Source organism: Kitasatospora sp. NPDC001660, assembly GCF_053596725.1.
The window spans coordinates 155,621-176,197 of the sequence record NZ_JBSFGU010000005.1; the positions used below are offsets into that span (position 1 = coordinate 155,621).

The 20,577-nt window shown below is 72.4% G+C and carries 19 protein-coding genes; 9 read left to right on the forward strand and 10 right to left on the reverse strand.

What is annotated here, in order from left to right:
• The first annotated feature begins 70 nt into the window (after positions 1–70).
• The 3 genes from ACWCXH_RS07765 to ACWCXH_RS07775 all read left to right on the forward strand — a co-directional run bounded on the left by ACWCXH_RS07765 (position 71) and on the right by ACWCXH_RS07775 (position 3,902).
• Positions 71–952, forward strand: a complete 882-nt coding sequence (locus ACWCXH_RS07765) for a geranyl diphosphate 2-C-methyltransferase (RefSeq protein WP_449800450.1) — start codon at positions 71–73, stop codon at positions 950–952.
• A gap of 418 nt (positions 953–1,370) precedes the next feature.
• Positions 1,371–3,269 (forward strand): putative Ig domain-containing protein, encoded by a 1,899-nt coding sequence (locus ACWCXH_RS07770; protein ID WP_449800451.1) that lies wholly within the window; start codon positions 1,371–1,373, stop codon positions 3,267–3,269.
• 177 nt (positions 3,270–3,446) lie between these two features.
• Positions 3,447–3,902 carry a hypothetical protein gene (locus tag ACWCXH_RS07775; protein ID WP_449800452.1) on the forward strand — a complete coding sequence of 152 codons (456 nt, stop codon included), beginning with the start codon at positions 3,447–3,449 and terminating at the stop codon, positions 3,900–3,902.
• Positions 3,903–3,992: 90 nt separating this feature from the next.
• Here ACWCXH_RS07775 and ACWCXH_RS07780 read toward each other — a convergent pair whose 3' ends face one another.
• Complete coding sequence (locus ACWCXH_RS07780; protein ID WP_449800453.1) at positions 3,993–4,139, reverse strand: hypothetical protein; 147 nt, start codon at positions 4,137–4,139, stop codon at positions 3,993–3,995.
• A gap of 8 nt (positions 4,140–4,147) precedes the next feature.
• Complete coding sequence (locus tag ACWCXH_RS07785) at positions 4,148–4,585, reverse strand: SSI family serine proteinase inhibitor (RefSeq protein WP_449800454.1); 438 nt, start codon at positions 4,583–4,585, stop codon at positions 4,148–4,150.
• Positions 4,586–4,704: 119 nt separating this feature from the next.
• Between ACWCXH_RS07785 and ACWCXH_RS07790 the strand changes: the two genes are divergently transcribed.
• The gene (locus ACWCXH_RS07790; protein WP_449800455.1) at positions 4,705–5,823 is read left to right on the forward strand and encodes an alpha/beta hydrolase; all 1,119 of its coding nucleotides are present in this window, start codon (positions 4,705–4,707) and stop codon (positions 5,821–5,823) included.
• A 12-nt stretch (positions 5,824–5,835) separates the two neighbouring features.
• Here the strand turns inward: ACWCXH_RS07790 and ACWCXH_RS07795 are convergent, their stop codons facing one another.
• Positions 5,836–6,642: an SAM-dependent methyltransferase gene (locus ACWCXH_RS07795; RefSeq protein ID WP_449800456.1), complete on the reverse strand. Its 807-nt coding sequence runs from the start codon at positions 6,640–6,642 to the stop codon at positions 5,836–5,838.
• Between the two features lie 216 nt (positions 6,643–6,858).
• Here ACWCXH_RS07795 and ACWCXH_RS07800 point away from each other — a divergent pair, with 216 nt between their 5' ends.
• Both ACWCXH_RS07800 and ACWCXH_RS07805 read left to right on the forward strand, forming a co-directional pair.
• Positions 6,859–7,437: a sigma factor-like helix-turn-helix DNA-binding protein gene (locus ACWCXH_RS07800; protein ID WP_449800457.1), complete on the forward strand. Its 579-nt coding sequence runs from the start codon at positions 6,859–6,861 to the stop codon at positions 7,435–7,437.
• A complete protein-coding gene (locus ACWCXH_RS07805; protein ID WP_449800458.1) occupies positions 7,434–8,108 on the forward strand; it encodes a hypothetical protein in 675 nt (224 codons plus the stop codon). The genes ACWCXH_RS07800 and ACWCXH_RS07805 overlap by 4 nt, the downstream gene beginning before the upstream one ends.
• A gap of 340 nt (positions 8,109–8,448) precedes the next feature.
• Here ACWCXH_RS07805 and ACWCXH_RS07810 read toward each other — a convergent pair whose 3' ends face one another.
• Both ACWCXH_RS07810 and ACWCXH_RS07815 read right to left on the reverse strand, forming a co-directional pair.
• On the reverse strand, positions 8,449–9,468 hold the full coding sequence (locus ACWCXH_RS07810) for an AraC family transcriptional regulator (protein WP_449800459.1): 1,020 nt from the start codon (positions 9,466–9,468) through the stop codon (positions 8,449–8,451).
• 186 nt (positions 9,469–9,654) lie between these two features.
• Complete coding sequence (locus ACWCXH_RS07815) at positions 9,655–11,289, reverse strand: alpha/beta hydrolase (protein WP_449800460.1); 1,635 nt, start codon at positions 11,287–11,289, stop codon at positions 9,655–9,657.
• 186 nt (positions 11,290–11,475) lie between these two features.
• Here ACWCXH_RS07815 and ACWCXH_RS07820 point away from each other — a divergent pair, with 186 nt between their 5' ends.
• Genes ACWCXH_RS07820 through ACWCXH_RS07830 form a run of 3 tightly spaced genes read left to right on the forward strand, consistent with a single transcriptional unit; the run spans position 11,476 to position 15,457 of the window.
• Positions 11,476–12,834, forward strand: coding sequence for an MFS transporter (locus ACWCXH_RS07820; RefSeq protein ID WP_449800461.1), 1,359 nt, complete (start codon positions 11,476–11,478; stop codon positions 12,832–12,834).
• Between the two features lie 55 nt (positions 12,835–12,889).
• Positions 12,890–13,738: an SAM-dependent methyltransferase gene (locus tag ACWCXH_RS07825; RefSeq protein ID WP_449800462.1), complete on the forward strand. Its 849-nt coding sequence runs from the start codon at positions 12,890–12,892 to the stop codon at positions 13,736–13,738.
• Positions 13,739–13,786: 48 nt separating this feature from the next.
• Positions 13,787–15,457, forward strand: a complete 1,671-nt coding sequence (locus tag ACWCXH_RS07830) for a purple acid phosphatase family protein (RefSeq protein ID WP_449800463.1) — start codon at positions 13,787–13,789, stop codon at positions 15,455–15,457.
• Positions 15,458–15,603: 146 nt separating this feature from the next.
• On the opposite strand, the gene ACWCXH_RS07835 is transcribed toward ACWCXH_RS07830, so the two are convergent.
• The 5 genes from ACWCXH_RS07835 to ACWCXH_RS07855 are packed head-to-tail and all read right to left on the reverse strand — an operon-like array spanning position 15,604 to position 20,156.
• Entirely contained in the window at positions 15,604–17,040 is a 1,437-nt protein-coding gene (locus ACWCXH_RS07835) for a cytochrome P450 (RefSeq protein ID WP_449800464.1), read from the reverse strand.
• 58 nt (positions 17,041–17,098) lie between these two features.
• Positions 17,099–17,713 carry a GTP-binding protein gene (locus tag ACWCXH_RS07840; RefSeq protein ID WP_449800465.1) on the reverse strand — a complete coding sequence of 205 codons (615 nt, stop codon included), beginning with the start codon at positions 17,711–17,713 and terminating at the stop codon, positions 17,099–17,101.
• The gene (locus ACWCXH_RS07845; protein ID WP_449800466.1) at positions 17,694–18,059 is read right to left on the reverse strand and encodes a DUF742 domain-containing protein; all 366 of its coding nucleotides are present in this window, start codon (positions 18,057–18,059) and stop codon (positions 17,694–17,696) included. Before ACWCXH_RS07845 ends, ACWCXH_RS07840 begins: the two co-directional genes overlap by 20 nt.
• A 19-nt stretch (positions 18,060–18,078) precedes the next feature.
• A complete protein-coding gene (locus ACWCXH_RS07850; protein ID WP_449800467.1) occupies positions 18,079–18,486 on the reverse strand; it encodes a roadblock/LC7 domain-containing protein in 408 nt (135 codons plus the stop codon).
• Positions 18,483–20,156 (reverse strand): ATP-binding protein, encoded by a 1,674-nt coding sequence (locus tag ACWCXH_RS07855; RefSeq protein ID WP_449800468.1) that lies wholly within the window; start codon positions 20,154–20,156, stop codon positions 18,483–18,485. The genes ACWCXH_RS07850 and ACWCXH_RS07855 overlap by 4 nt, the downstream gene beginning before the upstream one ends.
• Positions 20,157–20,577: the final 421 nt, after the last annotated feature.

Sequence of the window (20,577 nt, forward strand, 5' to 3'; positions counted from 1 at the left end):
GGATCACCCCTGACCAACTCCGATCACCCCTGTTCACCCCTGTTCGCCTGTCATGCAAGGAGCTTGACCCATGTCCCTCACCGACGACCTCGCCACCCAGGCCGGCGCCACGATCCCCCGCCCGGCGACTCCGTACCAGGGCGACATCGCACGCTACTGGGACCATGAGGCTCGGCCCGTGAACCTTCGCCTGGGTGACGTCGACGGTCTCTACCACCACCACTACGGCATCGGCGCGATCGACGGGTCCGCGATCGGCACCCCGGAGGACAGCGAGCGCGAGAAGAAGGTCATCGCCGAGCTGCACCGCCTGGAGTCCGCCCAGGCCGAGGTGCTGCTCGACCACCTCGGCGGCATCACCGCGGAGAACACGCTCGTCGACGCCGGCTGCGGGCGCGGCGGGTCCATGGTGATGGCCCACCAGCGATTCGGCTGCAAGGTCGAGGGCCTGACCCTCTCCACCCAGCAGGCCGACTTCGGCAACAACCGCGCCCGCGAGCTCGGCATCGGCGACTTCGTCCGCTCCCGGGTCTGCAACATGCTCGACATGCCGTTCGAGACCGGCTCGGTGGCGGGCTCGTGGAACAACGAGTCCAGCATGTACGTCGACCTGCACGACCTGTTCGCCGAGCACTCCCGGGTCCTCTCGGTCGGCGGCCGGTACGTCACCATCACCGGCTGCTGGAACCCGAGGTACGGCCAGCCCTCCAAGTGGGTCTCGCAGATCAACGCGCACTTCGAGTGCAACATCCACTCCCGCCGCGAGTACCTGCGTGCCATGGCGGACAACCGCCTCGTGCCCCAGGCCGTCATCGACCTGACCCCGGACACCCTCCCGTACTGGGAGCTGCGCGCCACCACCTCCCTCGTGACCGGCATCGAGGAGGCGTTCATCAACTCCTACAAGGACGGCTCGTTCCAGTACGTCCTGATCGCCGCCGACCGGGTGTGACCGGCCGCCACCGACGCCGCCGACGGCCGCCCCGCACGCGCGGGGCGGCCGTCGCCGTTTGTGCGAAGGGGGGGATCAACGGGCCTTTTGAACAGTGAATGGCCGCTAAAACAGTGAATAGCTACACGCGTCAACTTCGTGCCACAGAGCCCGGATCCGGGCCTGATCAGGGCCTTCACCTGCTGGAACGCCTCTCTTAATCGTTCCTTACTCTTCGCCGTTGACCCGCGTTCATCAGCTCTGCTTTCCTTCTCTCCCAGCAGGCGGCGGATTCGACGCACAGTCAATTCCCGAGGGTGTGCGTACCCGACGAAACGGCATGCCCGAATTCCCCGTCAGCCCCTTCCCCACAAGGGATCGTCCGCGGCCTCCCCACGGCCGTGCCGGGCGATCGGAACGAGAGAGGCACCCTCACCCCATGGGTCACTCCCGCACAATTCGCCGCGCCAAGTACGCGGCCCTCACCGGCATCGCCTCACTGGCGCTCGCCGCCGCCGGTCTCGCCGGTGCCACCGGCCCCGCCTTCGCGCAGGACATCTCCGGCGCGAAGGCCGACACGGGCAGCGAGTTCAACCCCTGGAGCCCGCAGAACGGCCACCCGTACCGCCACGGCGCGGTGCCGGGCATGAAGCAGCACGAGAACTACAAGAAGTGGGTCGCCGCGCAGCAGCAGGCGGCCGCCACCGGCCAGCAGACCCTGTCCTACGGCGGCGGCGTCGACGGCATCGGCGTGCAGAGCGGCCACTCCAAGGTCTACCTGGTGTTCTACGGCAACCAGTGGGGCACCCAGAGCACCGACTCGAACGGCAACGCGGCCTTCTCCGGCGACTCGGCCGGCGCCGCCGGTGCCACCCAGCAGATGTTCAAGGGCATCGGCACCAACGGCGAGACCTGGTCGGCCGACCTGACCCAGTGGTGCGACGGCCCCAACGTCGCCTCCGGCGCGGTCAGCTGCCCGTCGAACGCCAACTTCATCCCGTACCAGAGCGGCGGCGTCCTGTCCGGCGTGTGGTACGACAACTCGGGCGCCTCGCCCGCGCAGGCCACCGGCAACCAGCTGGCCCAGGAGGCCATCAAGGCGGCCGGCCACTTCGGCAACACCACCGCCGCCGCCAACCGGGACGCCTACTACATCGTCCTGTCGCCGCACGGCACCAACCCGGACGACTACCAGAACCCGACCACCGGGTACTGCGCCTGGCACGACTGGAACGGCGACACCACCCTCACCGGCGGCGCGGCCACCTCGCCCTACGGCGACATCGCCTTCTCGAACCAGCCGTACAACATCGACGCGGGCGCCAACTGCGGTGTCGGCTTCGTCAACTCGCCCGGCACGCTGGACGGTTGGACGATGACCCTCGGCCACGAGTGGCACGAGATGATGTCCGACCAGAACCCGGCCGGCGGCTGGACCAACCACGTGTCCGGCAGCAGCTACAACGGCCAGGAGAACTCCGACGAGTGCGCCTGGCTCAAGCCCGGCACCACCGGCGGCGCCGCGAACATCTCGTTCGGCTCCTACGGCACCTTCGCCGAGCAGGCCAGCTGGTCCAACGACACCAACTCCTGCGCGATCTCGCACGCCATCCTGACCCACGGCAACACCGTCACCGTCACCAACCCGGGCAGCCAGTCCGGCACCGTCGGCACCGCGGCCAGCCTGCAGATCAGCGCCAGCGACTCGGCCTCCGGCCAGACCCTGACCTACGCGGCCACCGGCCTGCCCGCCGGCCTGTCGATCAACTCCTCGACCGGCCTGATCTCCGGCACCCCGACCGCCGCCGGCACCTCCAGCGTGACGGTCACCGCGACCGACACCACCGGCGCCGCCGGCAACACCTCCTTCAGCTGGACCGAGAACACCTCCGGTGGCGGCGGCAGCGCCATCACCAACGGCGGTTTCGAGACCGGCAACACCTCCGGCTGGACCGCCGCGGGCTCCACCTCGGCCTCCACCTCCGCCGCCCACTCCGGCAGCTACGGCGCGATGGTCGGCTCGACCAACCCGACCGGTGACTCCAGCCTCGCCCAGACCTTCACCGCCCCGGCCGGCTCCAGCCGGCTGTCCTTCTGGTACAGCAACACCTGCCCGGACACCGTGACCTACGACTGGGCCACCGCCACCCTGAAGGACAACACCACCGGCACGACCACCACGGTCCTCGCCAAGACCTGCGCCGCCAGCGCGGCCTGGACCAACAAGACGGCGACCGTCACCCCGGGCCACAGCTACACCCTCACCCTGTCGAACCACGACGACAACTACCCGGGTGACCCGACCTTCACCTACTACGACGACGTGACCGTCTCCTGACGCTCCCCTGATCGTCATCACCACCGACCGCACCGGGGTGGGCCACGCGCCCGCCCCGGTGCGGCGCTTTTCCCGTTCCTTTCCCGTTTCTTTCCTGCTCAGGATGGATCCGATCGGGCCCCGGCCGCGTCCAATCGGCACCACAGCAGCCCCCCACCAGCACGAGGGAACCCCACCGTGAACCTGAGAAGACCCGCCACCCTGGCCCTGGCCTCCGCCCTCCTCGCCCTGACCGGCTGCGCCTCCACCGGGGCCTCCACCGGCGCGGGCCCGTCGACGACCGTCGTTGCCTCGCCCACCCCGAGCCCCGCAGCCGTCACGGTGGACGAACACGCCGACCACACCACGGTCAAGGTCCCGGTCGGCTCGACCGTCACCGTCGAGCTCCACAGCACGTACTGGTCCGCCCCCACCAGTTCGGCGGCCGACATCGCCGCCCCGAGCGGCACCCCGACGACCGCCCCGTCCCCCTCCTGCCGCCCCGGCGCCGGCTGCGGCACCGTGACGACCGCCTTCACCGCCCACGCGGCCGGCACCGCCCACCTCACCGCGACCCGCACCGTCTGCGGCGAGGCCCTCGCGTGCGGGCCCGACCAGCGCACCTACGACGTCACCGTCGAGGTCACTGGCTGAACATGACGGTCCGCGGGGTGCGGCGGAAACCGGCGCGCCGCCAGCGCGCCGCCGGTGTGCCACCGGTGCGTCGGCGCACCCCGTGCCGGTTCAGCCACGCAGGTAGGTGAGGAGGCCGTCCTCCACGGGGTACGGCAGCTCCTCGGGCAGGAGCGCCCGGGCGGCCTTGCCGGAGAGGCCGAGTTGCAGTGCGCGGTGGGGGAGCGGCCGAGCATGCCGTCCTTCCGTCCGTTCCACCAGCGGTTTTACGGGGTCGGGGAGGGCCGGTCGGCGGCGGGCACCCTGAGGTCGAAGACCGCGCCCGTCTGCGCCTTCATCACGCAGTCGTTGGCGAAGGTCCTGCTGTACTCGACGTGCCGCCCGTTCCAGGTGCCGTACGCCTTCGCGGTGACGGCGCTGTAGACCATCGAGCAGATGCCGTTCCGGTGGGCGATCCGGGCGATGTCGCCGTCTGCGGCCGCCAGGTCGTCGCAGGCCTGGGCGGCGTGCGGGTGGCCGGTGCTGGTACCGCCGTCGGGGCAGTGCAGGGTGGCGCTGGCCCGGCCGACCAGCTCCTTCTCGCCGGAGAACACCGCGACGTTCATCCAGTTGGCCGTCGTCCCCGCGTTCGCCGCCGTGGCCGGGGCGGCGAGGGCGAGCAGTGCGAGGGCCGCGGCGACGGCGGTGGTGCGGGGCTTGGACATGGGGGAGCTCCCTCGGGGGCGGTGACGGCCGGACAGCCAACGACCGGCCCGCCCCCGAGGACACGATCCTGTGATCCATCGGAGGCAACCGGACACCCGTTCCCACCGTCAACAATGGTGTGAAACTGACAGGCACGCCCTTCTTCATCCTCTCGCTCGTCCTCGTCCCGCTCTCCATAGGTCTCCTGATGTACTTCTGGAACCGGGTGCGCGGGCCGCAGCCGCTCCGTTTCGGGACGCGGTTCGTCATGGTGGGCTTCGCCCAGTTCACAGCCGTGACGCTGGTGTTCGTGCTGGTGAACAATGACAACCACCTCTACGGCGGCTGGGACGACCTGCTCGGCACCGGCAACCACGTCCGGGCCGTGCCCGTGCCGCCCGCGGACGACGCGGCGGCGGCCGCGAACCCGCCCGGGCAGCCCCAGGTGATCCAGCAGTTCGGGCCGGTGGACGACAAGGCCGTGCCGAAGGACGTGAGGACGACCGACCTGAAGGGCCGGGTCTCCGGGGTGGACGGCGAGGTGCTGGTCTGGACGCCGCCGCAGTACGACGATCCGGCGTACAAGGACAAGAAGTTCCCGGTCGTCGAACTGCTCGCCGGCTTCCCGGGCTCGTCGAGCGCCTGGTTCGGCAGCATGAACGCCTCCAAGCAGCTGGCGCCGCTGATGAAGTCCGGCCAGGTCGCGCCGTTCATCCTGGTCTCGCCGCGCGTCGTGCTGCTTCCGGGCCACGTCGACACCGGCTGCGCGGACGTGCCCGGCAAGGTCAACGCCGAGACCTGGCTGGCGCGCGACGTGCCGCAGATGGTCCTCGACAACTTCCGCGCCGAGCCCGGACCCGAGCACTGGGCGGTGGCCGGCTACTCGGCGGGCGCGCACTGCGCGGTGCGGCTCGGCGTGGCCCACTCGAACCGCTTCCACGCGGCCGTCAGCATGTCGGGCTACAACGACCCGATGGGCGAGTCCGATTCGCTGACCGCCAAGGACCCGCACCTGCGGGAGGTCGCCAACCCGGTCTACATGCTCCAGCACGCGCAGACCCCGCCGAACGTCGCGCTGTACGTGACGGGCAAGAAGGGCGACGGCTACGAGGACGCGGTGGCGCTGCAGAAGGCCGCGAAGGCACCGACCGCCGTCACCCCGGTCGAGGTCAACGGGCCGCACCTGACGTCCACGTGGGAGCCGATGGTGCCGTCCGTGTTCGCGTGGCTGACCCAGGCCGTCGGGAAGACGGGCTGATGCGCCGACGCCTCAGGGCTTGACGGCGACGGCCGCGTACGCCGAGATCTGCGCGTCCGTCGCCCCACCCGTGCCGGCGCCCGGATCCTCCTCGCCGAGGTCCGGGCGCCAGCGGTGGCTGGCGACGAGGCCCGGGTCGAGCAGCTGCCAGCCGTCGAAGAAGCGGGCGATCTCCTCCCGGGTGCGCATCCGCACCGCGGTGCCGGCGGCCTTGTACACCTGGGCCACGCGCCCGGTCTCGGCGGGGGCGAAGTCCGGGGTGCCGTGGCTGAGCACGAGCGCGCTGCCGGGGGGCAGGGCCCGCTTGAGCCGCTCGACGATCGCGTGGGCGTCGTGCGCCCCGGGCACGAAGTGCAGCAGCGCGACCAGGCTGAGCGCCACGGGCCGGCCGAGGTCGAGCGTGTCGCGCAGCGCGGCGGAGCGCAGTATGGCCTCGGGGTCGCGGACGTCCGCCTGGACGTAGGCGGTGCGGCCCTGCGGGGCGGAGTGCAGCAGCGCCTGCGCGTGGGCGTACACGACGGGGTCGTTGTCGGCGTAGACGACGCGCGCCCGCGGGTTCACCCCTTGGGCCACCTCGTGCAGGTTGGGCGGGGTCGGGATGCCGGTGCCGACGTCGAGGAACTGGTCGATGCCGTGCTCCGCGAGCAGCCGGGTGGAGCGGTGCATGAACGCCCGGTTCGCCCGGGCGGCGGTGCGGGCCCACGGGAAGACGGCCATCGCCCGGCCGGCCGCCTCCCGGTCGGGGGCGAAGTTGGTGGTGCCGCCCAGGAAGTAGTCGTACATCCGGGCCGAATGCGCCCGGTACAGCTGCAGATCCACCTCGGCACCGTCGCTGCCCGCCGTCACCGCTCCCCCTTCGCCACGATGCTCGGGAACCAAGGATAAGTGACGCACTGTCAGTTCCCGCCGTGGTCCCACTTTTTCGCCCGCTCCACCGGATCCCCTCGCCGCCTTTGCACAACGGGCCCCCCGATGCGCTTGCATGTGTCACGGGGGCGCGCACGTTCCCCCTCGACCACACGGGAAGGTCACGGCATGACCGTCAACCGGGGCGCCCGCTTGAGACTCGCCTTCGACGCCTTCTGCGGCACCCACGAGCCGGCCTGGACCGCGTTCGCCCGCACCCAGGTCGGCCCGCACGGCGACGCCGCCGCCCTCGTGGTCCGCCGCACCAGGGAGCACCTGCACCGCACCTGGGCGATCGCGCTGCGCCAGGAGGTCCCGGCCGCCTACGCCTGGCGCCTCCTCAAGGAGCACCTCGCCGCCTGGCTGGCCACGCAGGCCGAACCGGCCGCCGTGCAGACCGCCGCGATGGACGCCGCGATCGACCGCTTCTGCCACCGCGCCGGGCTGCGCCCGCAGACCCTGGCGGAGCAGCTCGCGCTGCTCGGGGCCGTACTCGACCTGCCCGAACGCCACCGGGACGCCGTCGTGCTCGCCTACTGCCTCGGCCTGGCGGACGGCGAGGCCGCCGAGTACCTCGGCATCCCGCCCGCGACGCTGCGTGCGCACCGCCGCCAGGCGCGCCGCCGCATCGCGCGGGCGGTCGCACGGCCGGACTTCGCGGGGGCGCGTCCGGTCCTGTCGGAAGCGGCTCGGGGGGAGGGGCGATGACCTGGGTGTACGGGCTGCTGGACTGGATGGACGGGGGCGCGGACGAAGGGGCCCGGCGTGTCCGGGTGTTCCCGTGCGCGGTGGCCGCCGCGCCGTCGCTGTCCGACCGCGTCACGGCCGCGCCCGCGCCGTTCCCGTCCGAGCACGAGCAGGCCGCCCACGAGCTGGACCTGGCCACCGCGCTCGTGCTGGGCGCGCCGCAGGCCGGGCACTCGCTGGACCTGCTGGTGAACAGCCGCCGGATCCACCCCGAGGGCGCGCTGGTCTTCGGGTGCCTGCTGGCCGTCACCGGCCGGGACGATCCGGCCCAGTTCTGGTGGCAGTTCGCGGCCGGTTCGGGCAGCGCCACCGCCGCGTACCTGCTGCACCTGCACCACCTGCACCTGGGGGAGACGCGGGACGCCGGCCACTGGCGAGACCAGGCCGAACTGCTCGCCGCCAACCCCCGTCGCACGCGCCGGAGTTACCGCGCCACGGCGCCCCTGCTGCCGGACGACGTGCGGCACGACATCCTCGCCCGCTGCCACGAGGGCCTCCACCCGAGGCTCCCGGTCGCCCTGGAGGCCGTCGTCAACCGCCTCACCGTCACGGCGGACGACGAGGACTACGGCGAGATCCCGCAGCCCCGCTCGGCCCTCGTCGCCGAACTCGCCGCCCCGAAGCGGGCGTAGGGCCCGTGCCGCCCCCGGCTGCGGAAGGGGCGGCACGGGCCGTTCGGACACCGGTCAGCCGCGAATGCCGTGTGGGGTCGGCATGCGCGCAGGCCCGGCGCCGGGTGGGAGGGGGTGGGTCCGGTGGTGCGGGTGAGGGCGGCGAGGGTGTCCGGGACCTTCTGGCGAACGACCACGGCACGTCCCTTTCCGGATGGCGGAGTTGCGCACGGACGGTGTGCGGCTCGACCCGGTGTTGCCCATGAGGCAAGCCTTGCCGAGCCCGGCCGGGGCGGGCTATCCGGAAACGGCCGCGCCGCCGCTGCCGTGGATGGATAGTGCCGGGCCCGGTGCCGGCGGTCTAATGGGTGCGTTCTCGCGGGGGCCGGTTCTCGCGCAGGACCGCCGACGGCGTCCGTCCGTACGTCTTGCGGTACGTCTCGGCGAAGCGGCCCAGGTGTGTGAAACCCCAGCGCAGGGCGACCTCGGTCACGCTGCTCGCGGTGGCCTCCCCACGGGCCATCGCGAGCAGCTCCCGGTGGGCCGCCTCCAGGCGGACGTGCCGCAGGTGGGCGAGCGGGGTGGTGCCGAGGCGGCTGCGGAAGCCGGCCCGCAGGCTGCGCACGCTGACCCGGGCGGCCACGGCCATGTCGGCGACCGAGATCGGCTCGTGCGCGTGGTCGCTGCAGTACGCGAGGGCGCGTCCGACGGCTCCGGCGGGCGCCGCGCGTTCCGAGGACTCCCAGGCGCTGATCCGGTGCGGCTGCACGTCCAGCAGGCCGTGCACCAGCAGCTGTTCGAAGTGCCCGAGGGCCAGCGGCGACCGGTCGAGCAGCCCGGCCTGCGCGGAGCGCGTGAAGCTCTGCACGGTGCTCAGCCATGCGGCGACGGCGCCCGAGCCGGGGTCGAGCACCGGGTCGAAGCGGGTCACTCCCGAGGGCGTGTCGCCGAGCCGGACGGCCAGGGCGTCGTCGAGGGTCTGGCGGGTGATCAGGAGCACCCGGTTGAGGCTGTCGCCGCTCCAGGCCATGGCGAGCCGCTGGCCGGGTCCGGCGATGCTGAGCGTCGTCGGCAGTTCCGTGCCGTCGACGGTGACCGTGCCGTGGCCGGCGAGCGGGATGTGGACGTTGTAGAACTTGGCGAGCTCGCCCGGGTCGATCTCCACGTCGGTGCCGTACCCGAGGTCGTAGACGGAGACGGGTCCGGCCCAGATCCGGCGGAATTGGCCGTCGACGGGCCGGTCGCGGTCGAGGACGCGCAGGCGGTGGGGTGAGAAGTGCGCGGCGACCAGGGAGTGCAACTCCTCGATGTCGCTGCCCTGGTAGAGCAGGCCCCCACGCGCGTCGTCGGCGTGCGGGCCGGGATCGAAGTCAGCTGGCATGGCCCCCCGGCCTCCCCTGAATGGTCGTCAGTCATGGTCAGGAATCGTCAGGCGTTGTCGTAAGAGCTGTTGAAAGTTGTCGGATCGCCCAACGATAGCGTGGACATGACAGATCATTGGCGGGGCCGGAGATGAGAAAACCCTGGGAAGTGCCGCGAGGGGCGGCACCTCCCAGGGGGTGGAGTGTCAGTCCGACGGGCAGCGCGTCCCGGCGGCCGGGACGGTGCCGTCCACCAGGAAGGCGTCGACGGCGGTCCGGATGCAGCTGCTGGCGCCGTACCCGGTGTGCCCCTCGCCCTCGCGGGTCAGCAGCACGGCGTTGCCCAGCTCCGAGGTGAGGCGCTCCGCCCACGCGTACGGCGTGGCGGGGTCGCCGGTGGAGCCGACGACGACGATCGGGGTCGCGGCGGCCGACTTGATCACGTGCGGCTTCTCGGCGGAGGGCGCCGGCCAGGTGCGGCAGTCCGGGTCGAACAGGGCGGCCGTCGGGTTGTGCCTGCTGACCAGCGGCGCCTTGGCGGCGAGGTCGGTGAGCGCGGCCTGGAGCTGCTCTGCGGTCGGGCCGCTGGTCGCGCCGTCGGCGCAGTGGATCGCGGTGTAGGCGTCCGCCGAGGCCTTGTAGTGCCCGTTCTTGTCGCGGCCGGAGGCGCCGTCGGCGAGCTGGTAGAGGTAGTCGCCCTTGCCGCGCTGCATGGCGGCCTTGAGGATCTCGCGCAGGGGCTTCCAGTCCTGCTCGCCGCCGTACAGGTTGTCGAGCACGCCGTTCCAGGCGGCCGTCGCCGTGAGGGTGCGGCCGTCGGCGGTGGTGAGCGGCTTGTCCTTGAGGCCGTCGAGGAAGTCGGCGAGCTTCTGCGGGGCCCGGTCCGGGTCCTGGCCGAGCGGGCAGCCGTCCTTGCCGGCGCAGTCGGCGGCGAAGGCCTTGAGGGCGCGCTCGAAACCGGCCTGCTGCTCGACGTTGTGCTGCACGAGCGAGACGGACGGGAGGGTGGCGCCGTCGAGCACCAGGTGGCCGACGCGGTCCGGGAACTCCTCGGCGTAGAGCGAGCCGAGGTAGGTGCCGTAGGACATGCCGAGGTAGTTGAGCTTCTGGTCGCCGAGGACCGCGCGCAGCACGTCCATGTCGCGGGCGGTGTTGCGGGTGCCGACGTACGGCAGGATGCTCGCGTACTTGGCCTTGCAGGCGTCGGCGAGCGACTTGCCGTGGTCGTCGCCCGGCTGGTCGGTGGTGATCCAGCCGTCGCGGGCCTTGTCGTCCAGGCAGTTGATCGGGCTGGTGGCGCCCGCGCCGCGCGGGTCGAAACCGACCATGTCGAAGCGGTCGTGCAGGGTGGTGCCCTTGGCGTGCTTGGCGCCGGCCTTGACCATGGTCACCCCGGAGCCGCCCGGGCCGCCGGGGTTGAGGAGCAGCGAGCCGACGCGCTGGTCGGGCTTGGCGGCGGGGTCGCGGACGACGGCGACGTCGAGCGTGCCGGTGGCCGGGTCGGCGTAGTCGAGCGGCACCTTGAGGGTGGCGCACTGGACGGGGGAGTCGTCGGTCGTGCCGGTCTGCGGGTCGGGCGGGCAGGCGGCCCAGGCGAGCTGCTGGCCGTAGAACGCCTTGAGCGCCGGGTCGTTGGCACCGGTGGGCTTCGGGGTCGGGGTGGGCGTGGCGGTTGCCGTCGGGGCCCCGGTGGTCGTGGGTGCGGACTGGGCCGGCGTGCCGGAGGCGGCGGTCGTGCCGCCGCCGGAGCTCGTGCAGCCGGCGAGGAGGGCCGCCCCGAGGGCGGCGCTGACGGCCACGGGAAGGGCGCGTCGGGAGGTCCGGATGATCTTCACGGGCACACACATATCATCCGACTGCGACATCGATCGTACGGGGAGGGACCTTCCCGTGCCGGGGTTCGCGGTAAAAGGCGGACAAAGCGCGACGAAGCGTGTCCCGGCCCCGTCCGCATGCGGTCGCGGAACGGCGCACCGGTTGCCGTGAACTCCATTCCCGCCCCTGTCGATCGGTGGGATTCTGAGGTCATGACAGATCAGACCGCGGCCCTGCCGCTGCGCGACCCCGTACCGGCCGCGGGCGGACGGCGGCGCGAACTGGCCGCCGCCACCGTCGGATCGGTGGTCGAGTCCTTCGACTGGAACGTCTACGCCGTGCTCGCGCCGTACTTCGCGGCGGACCTCTTCGGGCACGGCAAGGGCGGGGTCAGCGGGCTGCTCGCGGCGTACGTCGGGTTCGCGGTCGGCTTCGTCGCGCGGCCGGTCGGCTCGTTCCTGATCGGGCGGCTGAGCGACAGCCGCGGCCGGCGCTTCGGGCTCACGCTCAGCATGTCGGTGATCGCCGCCGCCAGCCTCGGGATCGCGCTCCTGCCCGGGCGGCAGACGATCGGCGTGTGGGCGGCGGTCCTCGCCGTCGGCGCGCGCGTCGTCCAGGGGCTCGCCTTCGGCGGCGAGACGCCCACCGTGGCCGCGTACGTGACGGAGACCGCGCCGCCCCGGCACCGGTTCGCGTTCAGCTCGGTGTCCTACGGCGGCATCATCATCGGCTCGCTGATCTCCTACGGCGTGCTCGCCGTGCTGCTGCACACCCTCGGCAAGGAGGGCCTGAAGCACGGCGGTTGGCGCTGGGGCTTCGTCGTCGCCGCCCTGCTCGGCCTCGCCGCCGTGTGGGTGCGCCGGGCCGCCCCCGAGAGCGGGGAGTTCCGCCGCGACCGGACCGGCCGCGCGGACGACCGCCCGCCGTTCCTCGGCACGCTGCGCCGCCACCGCTGGGCCGTGCTCACCGTCTTCCTCCACACCCTCGGCGGCACGATCGGCTACTACTTCGCGCTGGTCTACCTGCCGCAGTACGCCGCCGCGTACGGCGTGATCGGCAAGGAGGAGGCGGCCTCCTTCATGACGCTCGTGCTGGCCGTCGTGCTCGCCACCATGCTGCTCAGCGGCGTCCTCGCCGACCGTGCGGGCCTGTTGCCGGTGATGCGGACCGCCTTCGCCCTGACCGTGCTCCTCGTGCTGCCGCTGCTCGCCGCGCTGCGGCACGGCTGGCTGCCCTTCCAACTCGTCGCCGTCGTCATGGGGATGCTCGTCGCCACCTCCCTCGGCACCCTCAACGTCTTCACCGGCATGCTGTTCCCGACCGCCGTGCGCGCCGTCGGCCTCGGCGTCGTCAACGCGGCCACGATCGCCGCGTTCGGCGGCACGTTCCCGCTGCTCGCCGAGTGGCTGGGCGGCAACCACCACCTCGGCGTGATCCCGTACTACGTCGCGCTCTGCTCGCTCGGCCCGCTGTTCGCGACCTTCACGGTGCTGCGCGTGCCCGCGTTCGCCGCAATCCGGAACTCCGGCCCCCGGACAGCAGGTGGTCGTGTACAGTCCGAGACCGGCTGATGTTCGGTCATCTTCCGCAACCGAACCGGCCGAACAGGTCACATCGGGAGGAACCATGGCACAGCGCGAAGCCGACGACTGGCTGAGCCGGACCACGTCGGAGCCGCTGCCCTCGGTGGACCTCAGGACGGACCGCGCCCACCCCGCCCGGGTCTACGACTACCTGCTCGGCGGCAAGACGAACTTCCCGGTGGACCGCGCGGTCGGCGACGACATCCTCACCCAGTGGCCCGGCTCGCGCGCCGCCACCCGCGCGGCCCGCGCCGTCATGCACCGGATGACGCGTCACCTCGCCGAGACGCGGGGCGTGCGACAGTTCCTCGACATCGGTACCGGCATCCCCACCGAGCCCAACCTGCACGAGGTCGCCCAGTCCGTCGACCCCGCCTGCCGGGTGGTCTACGTCGACAACGACCCGATCGTGCTCGCCCACTCGCGCGCCCTGCTCACCAGCAGCCCCGCAGGCCGGACCGCCTACGTCGAGGGCGACTTCCGCGACCCCGAGCACTTCCTCGCCGACCCGGCCGTCGCCGGCACGCTCGACTTCTCCCGGCCGATCGCCCTGATGCTCGTCAACCTCGTGCACTTCCTCTCCGACGAGGCCGCGCACCCGCCCGTCCGCAAGCTCCTCGACGCCCTCCCTTCCGGCAGCTTCCTCGCCCTGACCGCCGGTACCGCCGACACCATCCCCGAGCTGGTGTCGATCGGCTCCAAGCGGTACTCGGAGGCCGGGATAGAGAACCACCTGCGCACGCGCGCCGAGGTGGCGCGCTTCTTCGACGGGCTGGAGCTGGAGGAGCCCGGCGTGACGCTGATCAACCGCTGGCGCCCCGAGCTCGACGACGCACCCGCGCTCGCGGACCACGAGGTGGCGGCTTACGCGGGGGTGGCCCGCAAGCCGTAGCCGGAAGCCGCCGCGGGCGAGCGGCCACGGCGAAGATCTCGACTTGGCATGATCATGCGGTTAGAGTGCTGCGACACCACCGTCCAGGAACTCAGGGGGAGTTCGGTGAGCATCGCGCGCAGGCAGTTACTCAGAGGATCGTCGGCGGCCGGAGCCGTCCTGGTCGCCGGCGTCGGCACGGCAACGCCCGCCGCGGCCGGTCCCACCCCGCTGCTGCAGTCCACCCCGCACCGGCTCGGCGCGCCCAGTGTCAGCGGGATCCACCTCCAGTTCGGCGGCGATCCTTCCTCCGAGATGACCGTCTCCTGGCTCACCCCGCAGTCGGTCGGCCGCCCGCACGTGCGGGTCGGTTCGCCGGACGGCGGGCTCGGGAAGGTCGTCGAGGCCGAGACCCGTACCTACCGGGACGCGCTCTCCAAGGACGAGGTGTACGTCCACCACGCCCGCATCAGCGGGCTGCGGCCCGCCACCACCTATCTCTACGCCGCCGGGCACGAGGGCGCCAACCCGGAGACCGGGTCCTTCACCACCGCCCCGCGCGGGCGGGCCGCCTTCACGTTCACCAGCTTCGGCGACCAGGGCGCGCCCAACCTCCGTCGCAAGGTCGACTTCCCCGACGGCGTCCCCTCCCCGCTCGGGAAGTACCCGGTCTACACCAGCAGCCAGATCGGTTCCCCGGCCTCCGCCGACATCGTCGCCGCCGTCGAACGCGTCGGCCCGCTGTTCAACCTCGTCAACGGCGACCTCTGCTACGCCTCCTACAGCGGACGGCACGGCCAGAGCCGCACGGCGACGTGGGCGGACTGGTTCATCAGCAACAGCCGCTCCACCCGGCTGCGCCCGTGGATGCCGTGCGCCGGGAACCACGAGAACGAGAGCGGCAACGGCCCGATCGGCGCCCTCGGTTACCAGACGTACTTCGACCTGCCCGACTCCACCGCCTCCTCCGACGAGGAGACGGCCGGCATGTGGTACGCGTTCACCGTCGGCGCCGTGCGCTTCATCAGCCTCGCCAACGACGACGTGGCGATCCAGAACAGCGGCGAGAGCTACCTGCGCGGCTACTCCGGAGGCGCCCAACTGCGTTGGCTGGAGCAGGAGTTGCGGACCGCCCGGAGCAGCCGGGCGATCGACTGGATCGTCGTCTGCATGCACCATCCGATGATCTCGACCTCCAAGCACGGCAGTGGCAGCGATCTCGGCATCCGCGAGGCCTGGGGCCCGCTGTTCGACGCGTACGGCGTGGACCTCGTCGTCAGCGGCCACGAGCACTACTACGAACGCTCCCACCCCGTCCGCGGGACGCTCCCCAACGACACCCGCACGCCGGTGCCGACCGGCACGGACCCCGAGCTGGCCGACACCGACTGCGGCACCGTGCACATGATCATCGGCGCCGGCGGCAACGCCGCGACCACCCAGGACGACCTGTTCGAGACGCCGCAGGGCCGGGTCGTCGTCGCGCTGGAGGACAAGCCGCGCCCGGGCGCGCCGTACCGGGAGTCGATCTGGGTCACCGAGGACGCGCCGTGGGCCGCCGTCCAGGACCGGCAGCACACCCACGGTTTCGCGGCCTTCGACGTCGACCCGGGCGACCGCCGCGGCGGCCGCACCCGGATGACGGTCACCTACTACACCTTCGACGGTCCGCACGGCGACCTCATCCCGGTCGACACGTTCACGCTGGAGCGCACGCGAGCGGACGCCCGGGACCGCTGAACCCGCCGGTACCCGGGTCGGTGCTCGGCGGGCCGATGACCGAGAACCTCTCGAATCTGCAGATCGTCGGATTCTGACAGCCGGGGTGGCCGACTCCCACGGGAGGCGGCCACCCTGCCGGTCGGGCGTCCGACAGCGGGCGTCCGTCAGCGGCGGAGGAACGCGGTGAGCCTGCTCCACCAACCGCCGCGCTGGCGCGGGATGGTGACCGCGACCGGCTCCTCGGGCACCGGGTCCGGCGTCACGGGCTCGGCGGCCGGCTCGTCGTCCTTCTTCGGCTCCGGCAGCGTCTTGGGCGTGAACTCGACCGGGAGTCGCACGAGATGGCGGGACAGCCACGCCGACGTCCAGACCAGTTCTTCCTCCTCGACGGCCAGCCGCAGGTCGGGCAGCCGGGTGAGCAGGTGGTCGATGCCGGTCTCGGCGATGGCCCGGCCGATGTCCTGGCCGGGGCACTCGTGCGGGCCGCTGCCGAAGGACAGGTGGGAGCGGTTGCCGTGCAGCGGCGCGGTCGGGTCGGGCCGGACGACCGGGTCGTAGTTGCCCGCCGCGAGGCCGAGCAGCAGCAGGTCGCCCGCCTTGATCTGCTGCCCGCCGAGCTCGGTGTCCCCGGTGGCCCAGCGGCCCGCCACCAGGATCATCGGCGGGGAGTCCCACAGCACCTGGTCGAGCGCCTCGGCGAGGGTCATGTGCCCGCCGGACAGGTGGGCCCGGAAGCGGGGGTCGGTGAGGACCATCTTCAGCGTGTCGGCGATCAGGTTGACGGTCGTCTCGTTCGCCGCGAGCAGCACGACCCGCAGGTGCTCCAGCACCTCGTCGTCGGTGAGCCCGGCCGGGTGCCGCATCAGCGCGGTCACCAGGTCCTCGCCCGGCTCGATGCGCTTGCGTTCGATGGCCCGGCGCAGGCTCGCCACGACGTAGTCGTTGCTCGCGATCGCCGTCTCGGTGCCCTTCATGAGGTCCCGGGCCGCCTCGACCAGGCGCGGACCGTACTCGCGGGGCATGCCGAGCAGCTGGGTCATCACCAGCATCGGCAGGTGCTCGGCGAACTGGGCGACCAGCTCGGCGTGCCCGCTCGGGCCGAAGTCCCGCACCATCGCGTCGACGAAGCCGATGACGTGGCGCCGGATGCCCCGCTGGTCGAAGCCGCCGAGGCCGTCGTTGACGGCGCCGCGCAGGCGCCGGTGCTCCTCGCCGTCCGCGAACACGCACATCGGCTGCCACGCGAGCACCGGCATCAGCACCGAGTCCGGGCCGACCGTCCCGTCCTTGAACTTCGTCCACAGGCGGGAGTCCCGCGAGAAGAGGGAGGGCGTGCGCATCGCCGTCAGGTTCGCCGCGTGGCCGAGGACCAGCCAGGCCGGCACGTCGCCGTGCAGCAGTACCGGGGCCACCTCGCCGTGCTCGGCGCGGAGCTTCTCGTACACCGCCCACGGGTCGGCCTCGGCCTCGGGCCCGTACAGGCGCCGCACGCCGCCCGGACCGGTCGGCCCGATCTCGGCGAGGCCGTGCACGGGGCAGGCGGGCGGCGGGGCCACCGCGAGGTCGTCGGGAAGTGTGCTGTCGGACTGCGGAGTTGTCACGGGGTCTCCGGGATCGGACGGGATCGGATCGGACGGGGCAACGGACGGACGCGGGGGCTCACGCCCGCTTCGCGGAGAGGTCGTACAGGTAGCGCATCAGGGCCATGAGGACGTCCCGGCAGGAGTCGCGCCGCCGGGCGTCGCACAGGACGATCGGCACGTCCGGCGGCAGGTCGAGGGCGGACCGCAGGTCCTCGACCGGGTGGGCCGGCGACTCGGGGAAGCTGTTGATCGCGACGACGAACGGCACGCCCCGGTCCTCCAGCCGCCCGATCACCTCGAAGCTGACCTCCAGCCGGCGGGTGTCGACCAGCACGACCGCGCCGAGCGCGCCCTCGAACAGGCCGTTCCAGAGGAACCAGAAACGCTCCTGCCCGGGCGTGCCGAAGACGTACAGGACGAGCTCGTCGCTGATGCTGATCCGCCCGAAGTCCATCGCGACGGTCGTCTCGGTCTTGCGCTCGACCCCGGCGACGTCGTCGACGCCCTCGCCCTCCTGGGTCATCGTCTCCTCGGTGGTGAGCGGACGGATCTCGCTCACCGAACCGACCAGGGTCGTCTTGCCGACCCCGAAACCGCCGACGATCACCACCTTGACCGCCGCGGCCGTGGTGGCCGGGAGCAGGTCCGCGGCCGCCGGCCCGACCAGCGTGTCAGAGTCGCTGCAGTCCATGGATCACCGCCTCCAGGAGGGCACGGTCGGGGAAGTCCGCCGGGGGCACGGCGGAGCGGGCCTCGATCAGTTCGTCGCCGAGCAGGTCCGCCAGCAGGACGGTGACCACGCTCGTCGGCAGCCGCAGGTAGGCGGAGATCTCGGCGACGGACAGCGGTGAGCCGCACATCCGCAGGATCGCCGCGTGCTCCGGCTGCATCGCGGGCCTCGGCTCGGCCCGCGCGATGATCAGCGTCACCAGGTCGAACGGGGCCGGACCGGCCGGACCGCTGCGCCCGCCGGTGATCACGTACAGGCGCTCGGGATCGTCCTCGTCCCCGCGCCCGCCCGGGCCTGGGTCAGTCATGAGTCCACCTTCCGCCCACTCATGCGACCTGTTCGCCCTTGCGCGGCGGCGTGGTCAGGTGCTCGCCGATCCGGGCGACGAGGTCCCGCATCTGCGAGCTCACCAACCCGGCGTCGACGCCCTCGTCGGCCAGTACGGCGAGGTACGCGCGCGAGCCCGCCGCCATCATGTAGAAGAAGCCGCCGCTCACCTCGATCACGACCATCCGCATCCCGCCGTCCCCGTGCGGGAACTCGTGCGCCACCGCCGTGGCCAGGCTCTGCAGGCCGGCGCAGGCGGCCGCGAGCCGGTCGGCGGCGTCCGGGTCCGTGCCGTACTGCGCCATCCGCAGGCCGTCGGCGGACAGGACGATCACGTGGCGGGCGTACGGGACGCTCAGCGCCAGGTCCTTGAGCATCCAGTCCATGTTGGTGCGCTGCTGAATCACTGCTCGCCCTTCCCTGCCGTCTTTTCACTGGTCTGGTCGGCCTCGCCGGGGCGCTCGCCCGAACCGGTGGGCGTCGCCTCGCCGTTGATGCCCTCCAGGAAGGCGGTGAGCCAGATGCCGGGCTGCACCGGCTCCTTGGCAGCCGCCTCCTGGGCCGGGACCGCCGTGTCCCGGGCGGGCCCGGGGAAGCCGGCGCGGCCGAGCGTCGGGCGGTGGCGCCGACGCTGCGGCAGCCCGGTGGCGGTGCGTTCGGTCACCACCGGGAGGTCGTCCGTCGGCCCGGGCCCGTGCCCGTTCGCCCGTATCGGTGCCCCTTGCATCGGATTCGAGTGCGTCGGCCCCGGCTGCACCGGGCCCGACGGCATCGGACCGGTGCCGGCCCACGGCGACTTGGCGAAGGCCGGGCTGGTGACCGACAGGGGCGGCGGACCCCACGGCCGCGACGCGGTCCTGGAACGCGGCTGGTTGGCGGGCAGCGGGCGCGGGCCGGAGATGCTGCCGATGCCGTGCGCGCGGCCGGTGGCGGGCGCGGTGGTGATGAGCTCGCGCGGCACGACCAGCACCGCGCGGATCCCGCCGTACGCGGACGGGCGCAGCGTGACCTGGAAGCCGTACGCGCGGCAGAGCCGGCCGACCACGGCCAGGCCGAGGCGCGGGGTCTCCCCGAGGTCGTTGAGGTCGAACTCGCCCTGCGCGTGCCGCAGCACCTGCTCGGCGCGCGCGTAGCCGTCCTCACTGAGGCCGAGGCCGCCGTCCTCGATCTCGACCGCTATGCCGGTCTGCACCTCGGAGGCGGTCAGGTGCACGTGGGTGTGCGGCGGGGAGTAGCGGGTGGCGTTGTCGAGCAGCTCGGCGACCGCGTGGATGAGCGGCTCGACGCCGGGGCCGATCACGGCGACCTCGGGGGTGGGGTGCAGGTCGACGCGCTGGTACTCCAGGATGCGCGACATGCCGCCGCGCAGCACGCTGTAGAGCGCGACCGGGCGGCTCCACTGGCGGCCGGGGCGGGCGCCGGCGAGGACGGCGATGGAGTCGGCGAGGCGGCCGGTCAGCGCGTTGCCGTGGTCCAGGCGCAGCAGGTCGTCGAAGACGGCCGGGTCGTTGCCGTGCCGGTCCTCCATCTCGCGCAGGTCGCGGGCCTGGCGGTGGATGATCGCCTGGACGCGCCGGGCGATGTTCACGAAGGCGCGCTGGGAGGCCTCGCGCTGGGAGGTCTCGTCGTCGACGGCCCGCAGGACGCGGTGCAGCAGCTCGTCCCGGGCGGCCCGGTACTCGGGGCTGAGCATCGGGTCCCTGGACTCGTAGGCGTGCATCGCGGTGTCGACCGAGTTGGTGGCCTGCAGCCGGGCCAGCGCGGCCGGCAGCTCCTGGCGCGAGAGGGCGACCATGGTGGCGTCCTGCCGGAGCATCTTCTGGCGCAACTCGTCCGTCTGGCAGGCGTGTTGCCGGCGAAGGATGGACAGTGCCCGACCCCGGCGGCCCGCCTCGGCGGCCACCAGGGCCACCGCCGCCGTGCCTGCGAGCCCGCTCCAGATCACCTCGGAACGGGCACCGGAGGCCGCGATCGCCACGGCGGCGACCGCAGCGGCGGCGAGCACGGCCGTGGGCAGCAGCCACCCGGGCGGGAGGACGGGGGGCCGTCTGCCGGGGGACGATCCAGCTCGAAGCATCAGCATCCTCAAACGGTCGGAAGGGGACATCGGAAGCGGGTGGGGGCGGTGGTCCGAGGCAGCATAGCCGGGTCTCGACATTTCTGACTGAAACTCAAAATCCCTGCACCAATGCCGACTTGTGCGAACTTGCCGGACGTTTCAGACAGGTCGCACGGGTGCGCGACACCTGCTGCCCGGCCCGCCGCCCGCCCCTGCGGGGTCGGCGCCCGCACCAGGTTTCTCGCCGCGGGGCGGTCGCACTGGCAACCCGCCCGGGATTCGCTCATGCGGAGGGTTTCTGCGCGAAGTAGCCGTGGCTGAGGGGGAGTTCGTGCTATCGGATGGTCAAAGGCAGGGGAGTGAACCACTCGAAAGAGTGGGGGTGGTGCCGTCGCGAGCTTGCAGGGAGTGGCTGCCGCGCCGAGAGGCAACATCTGTT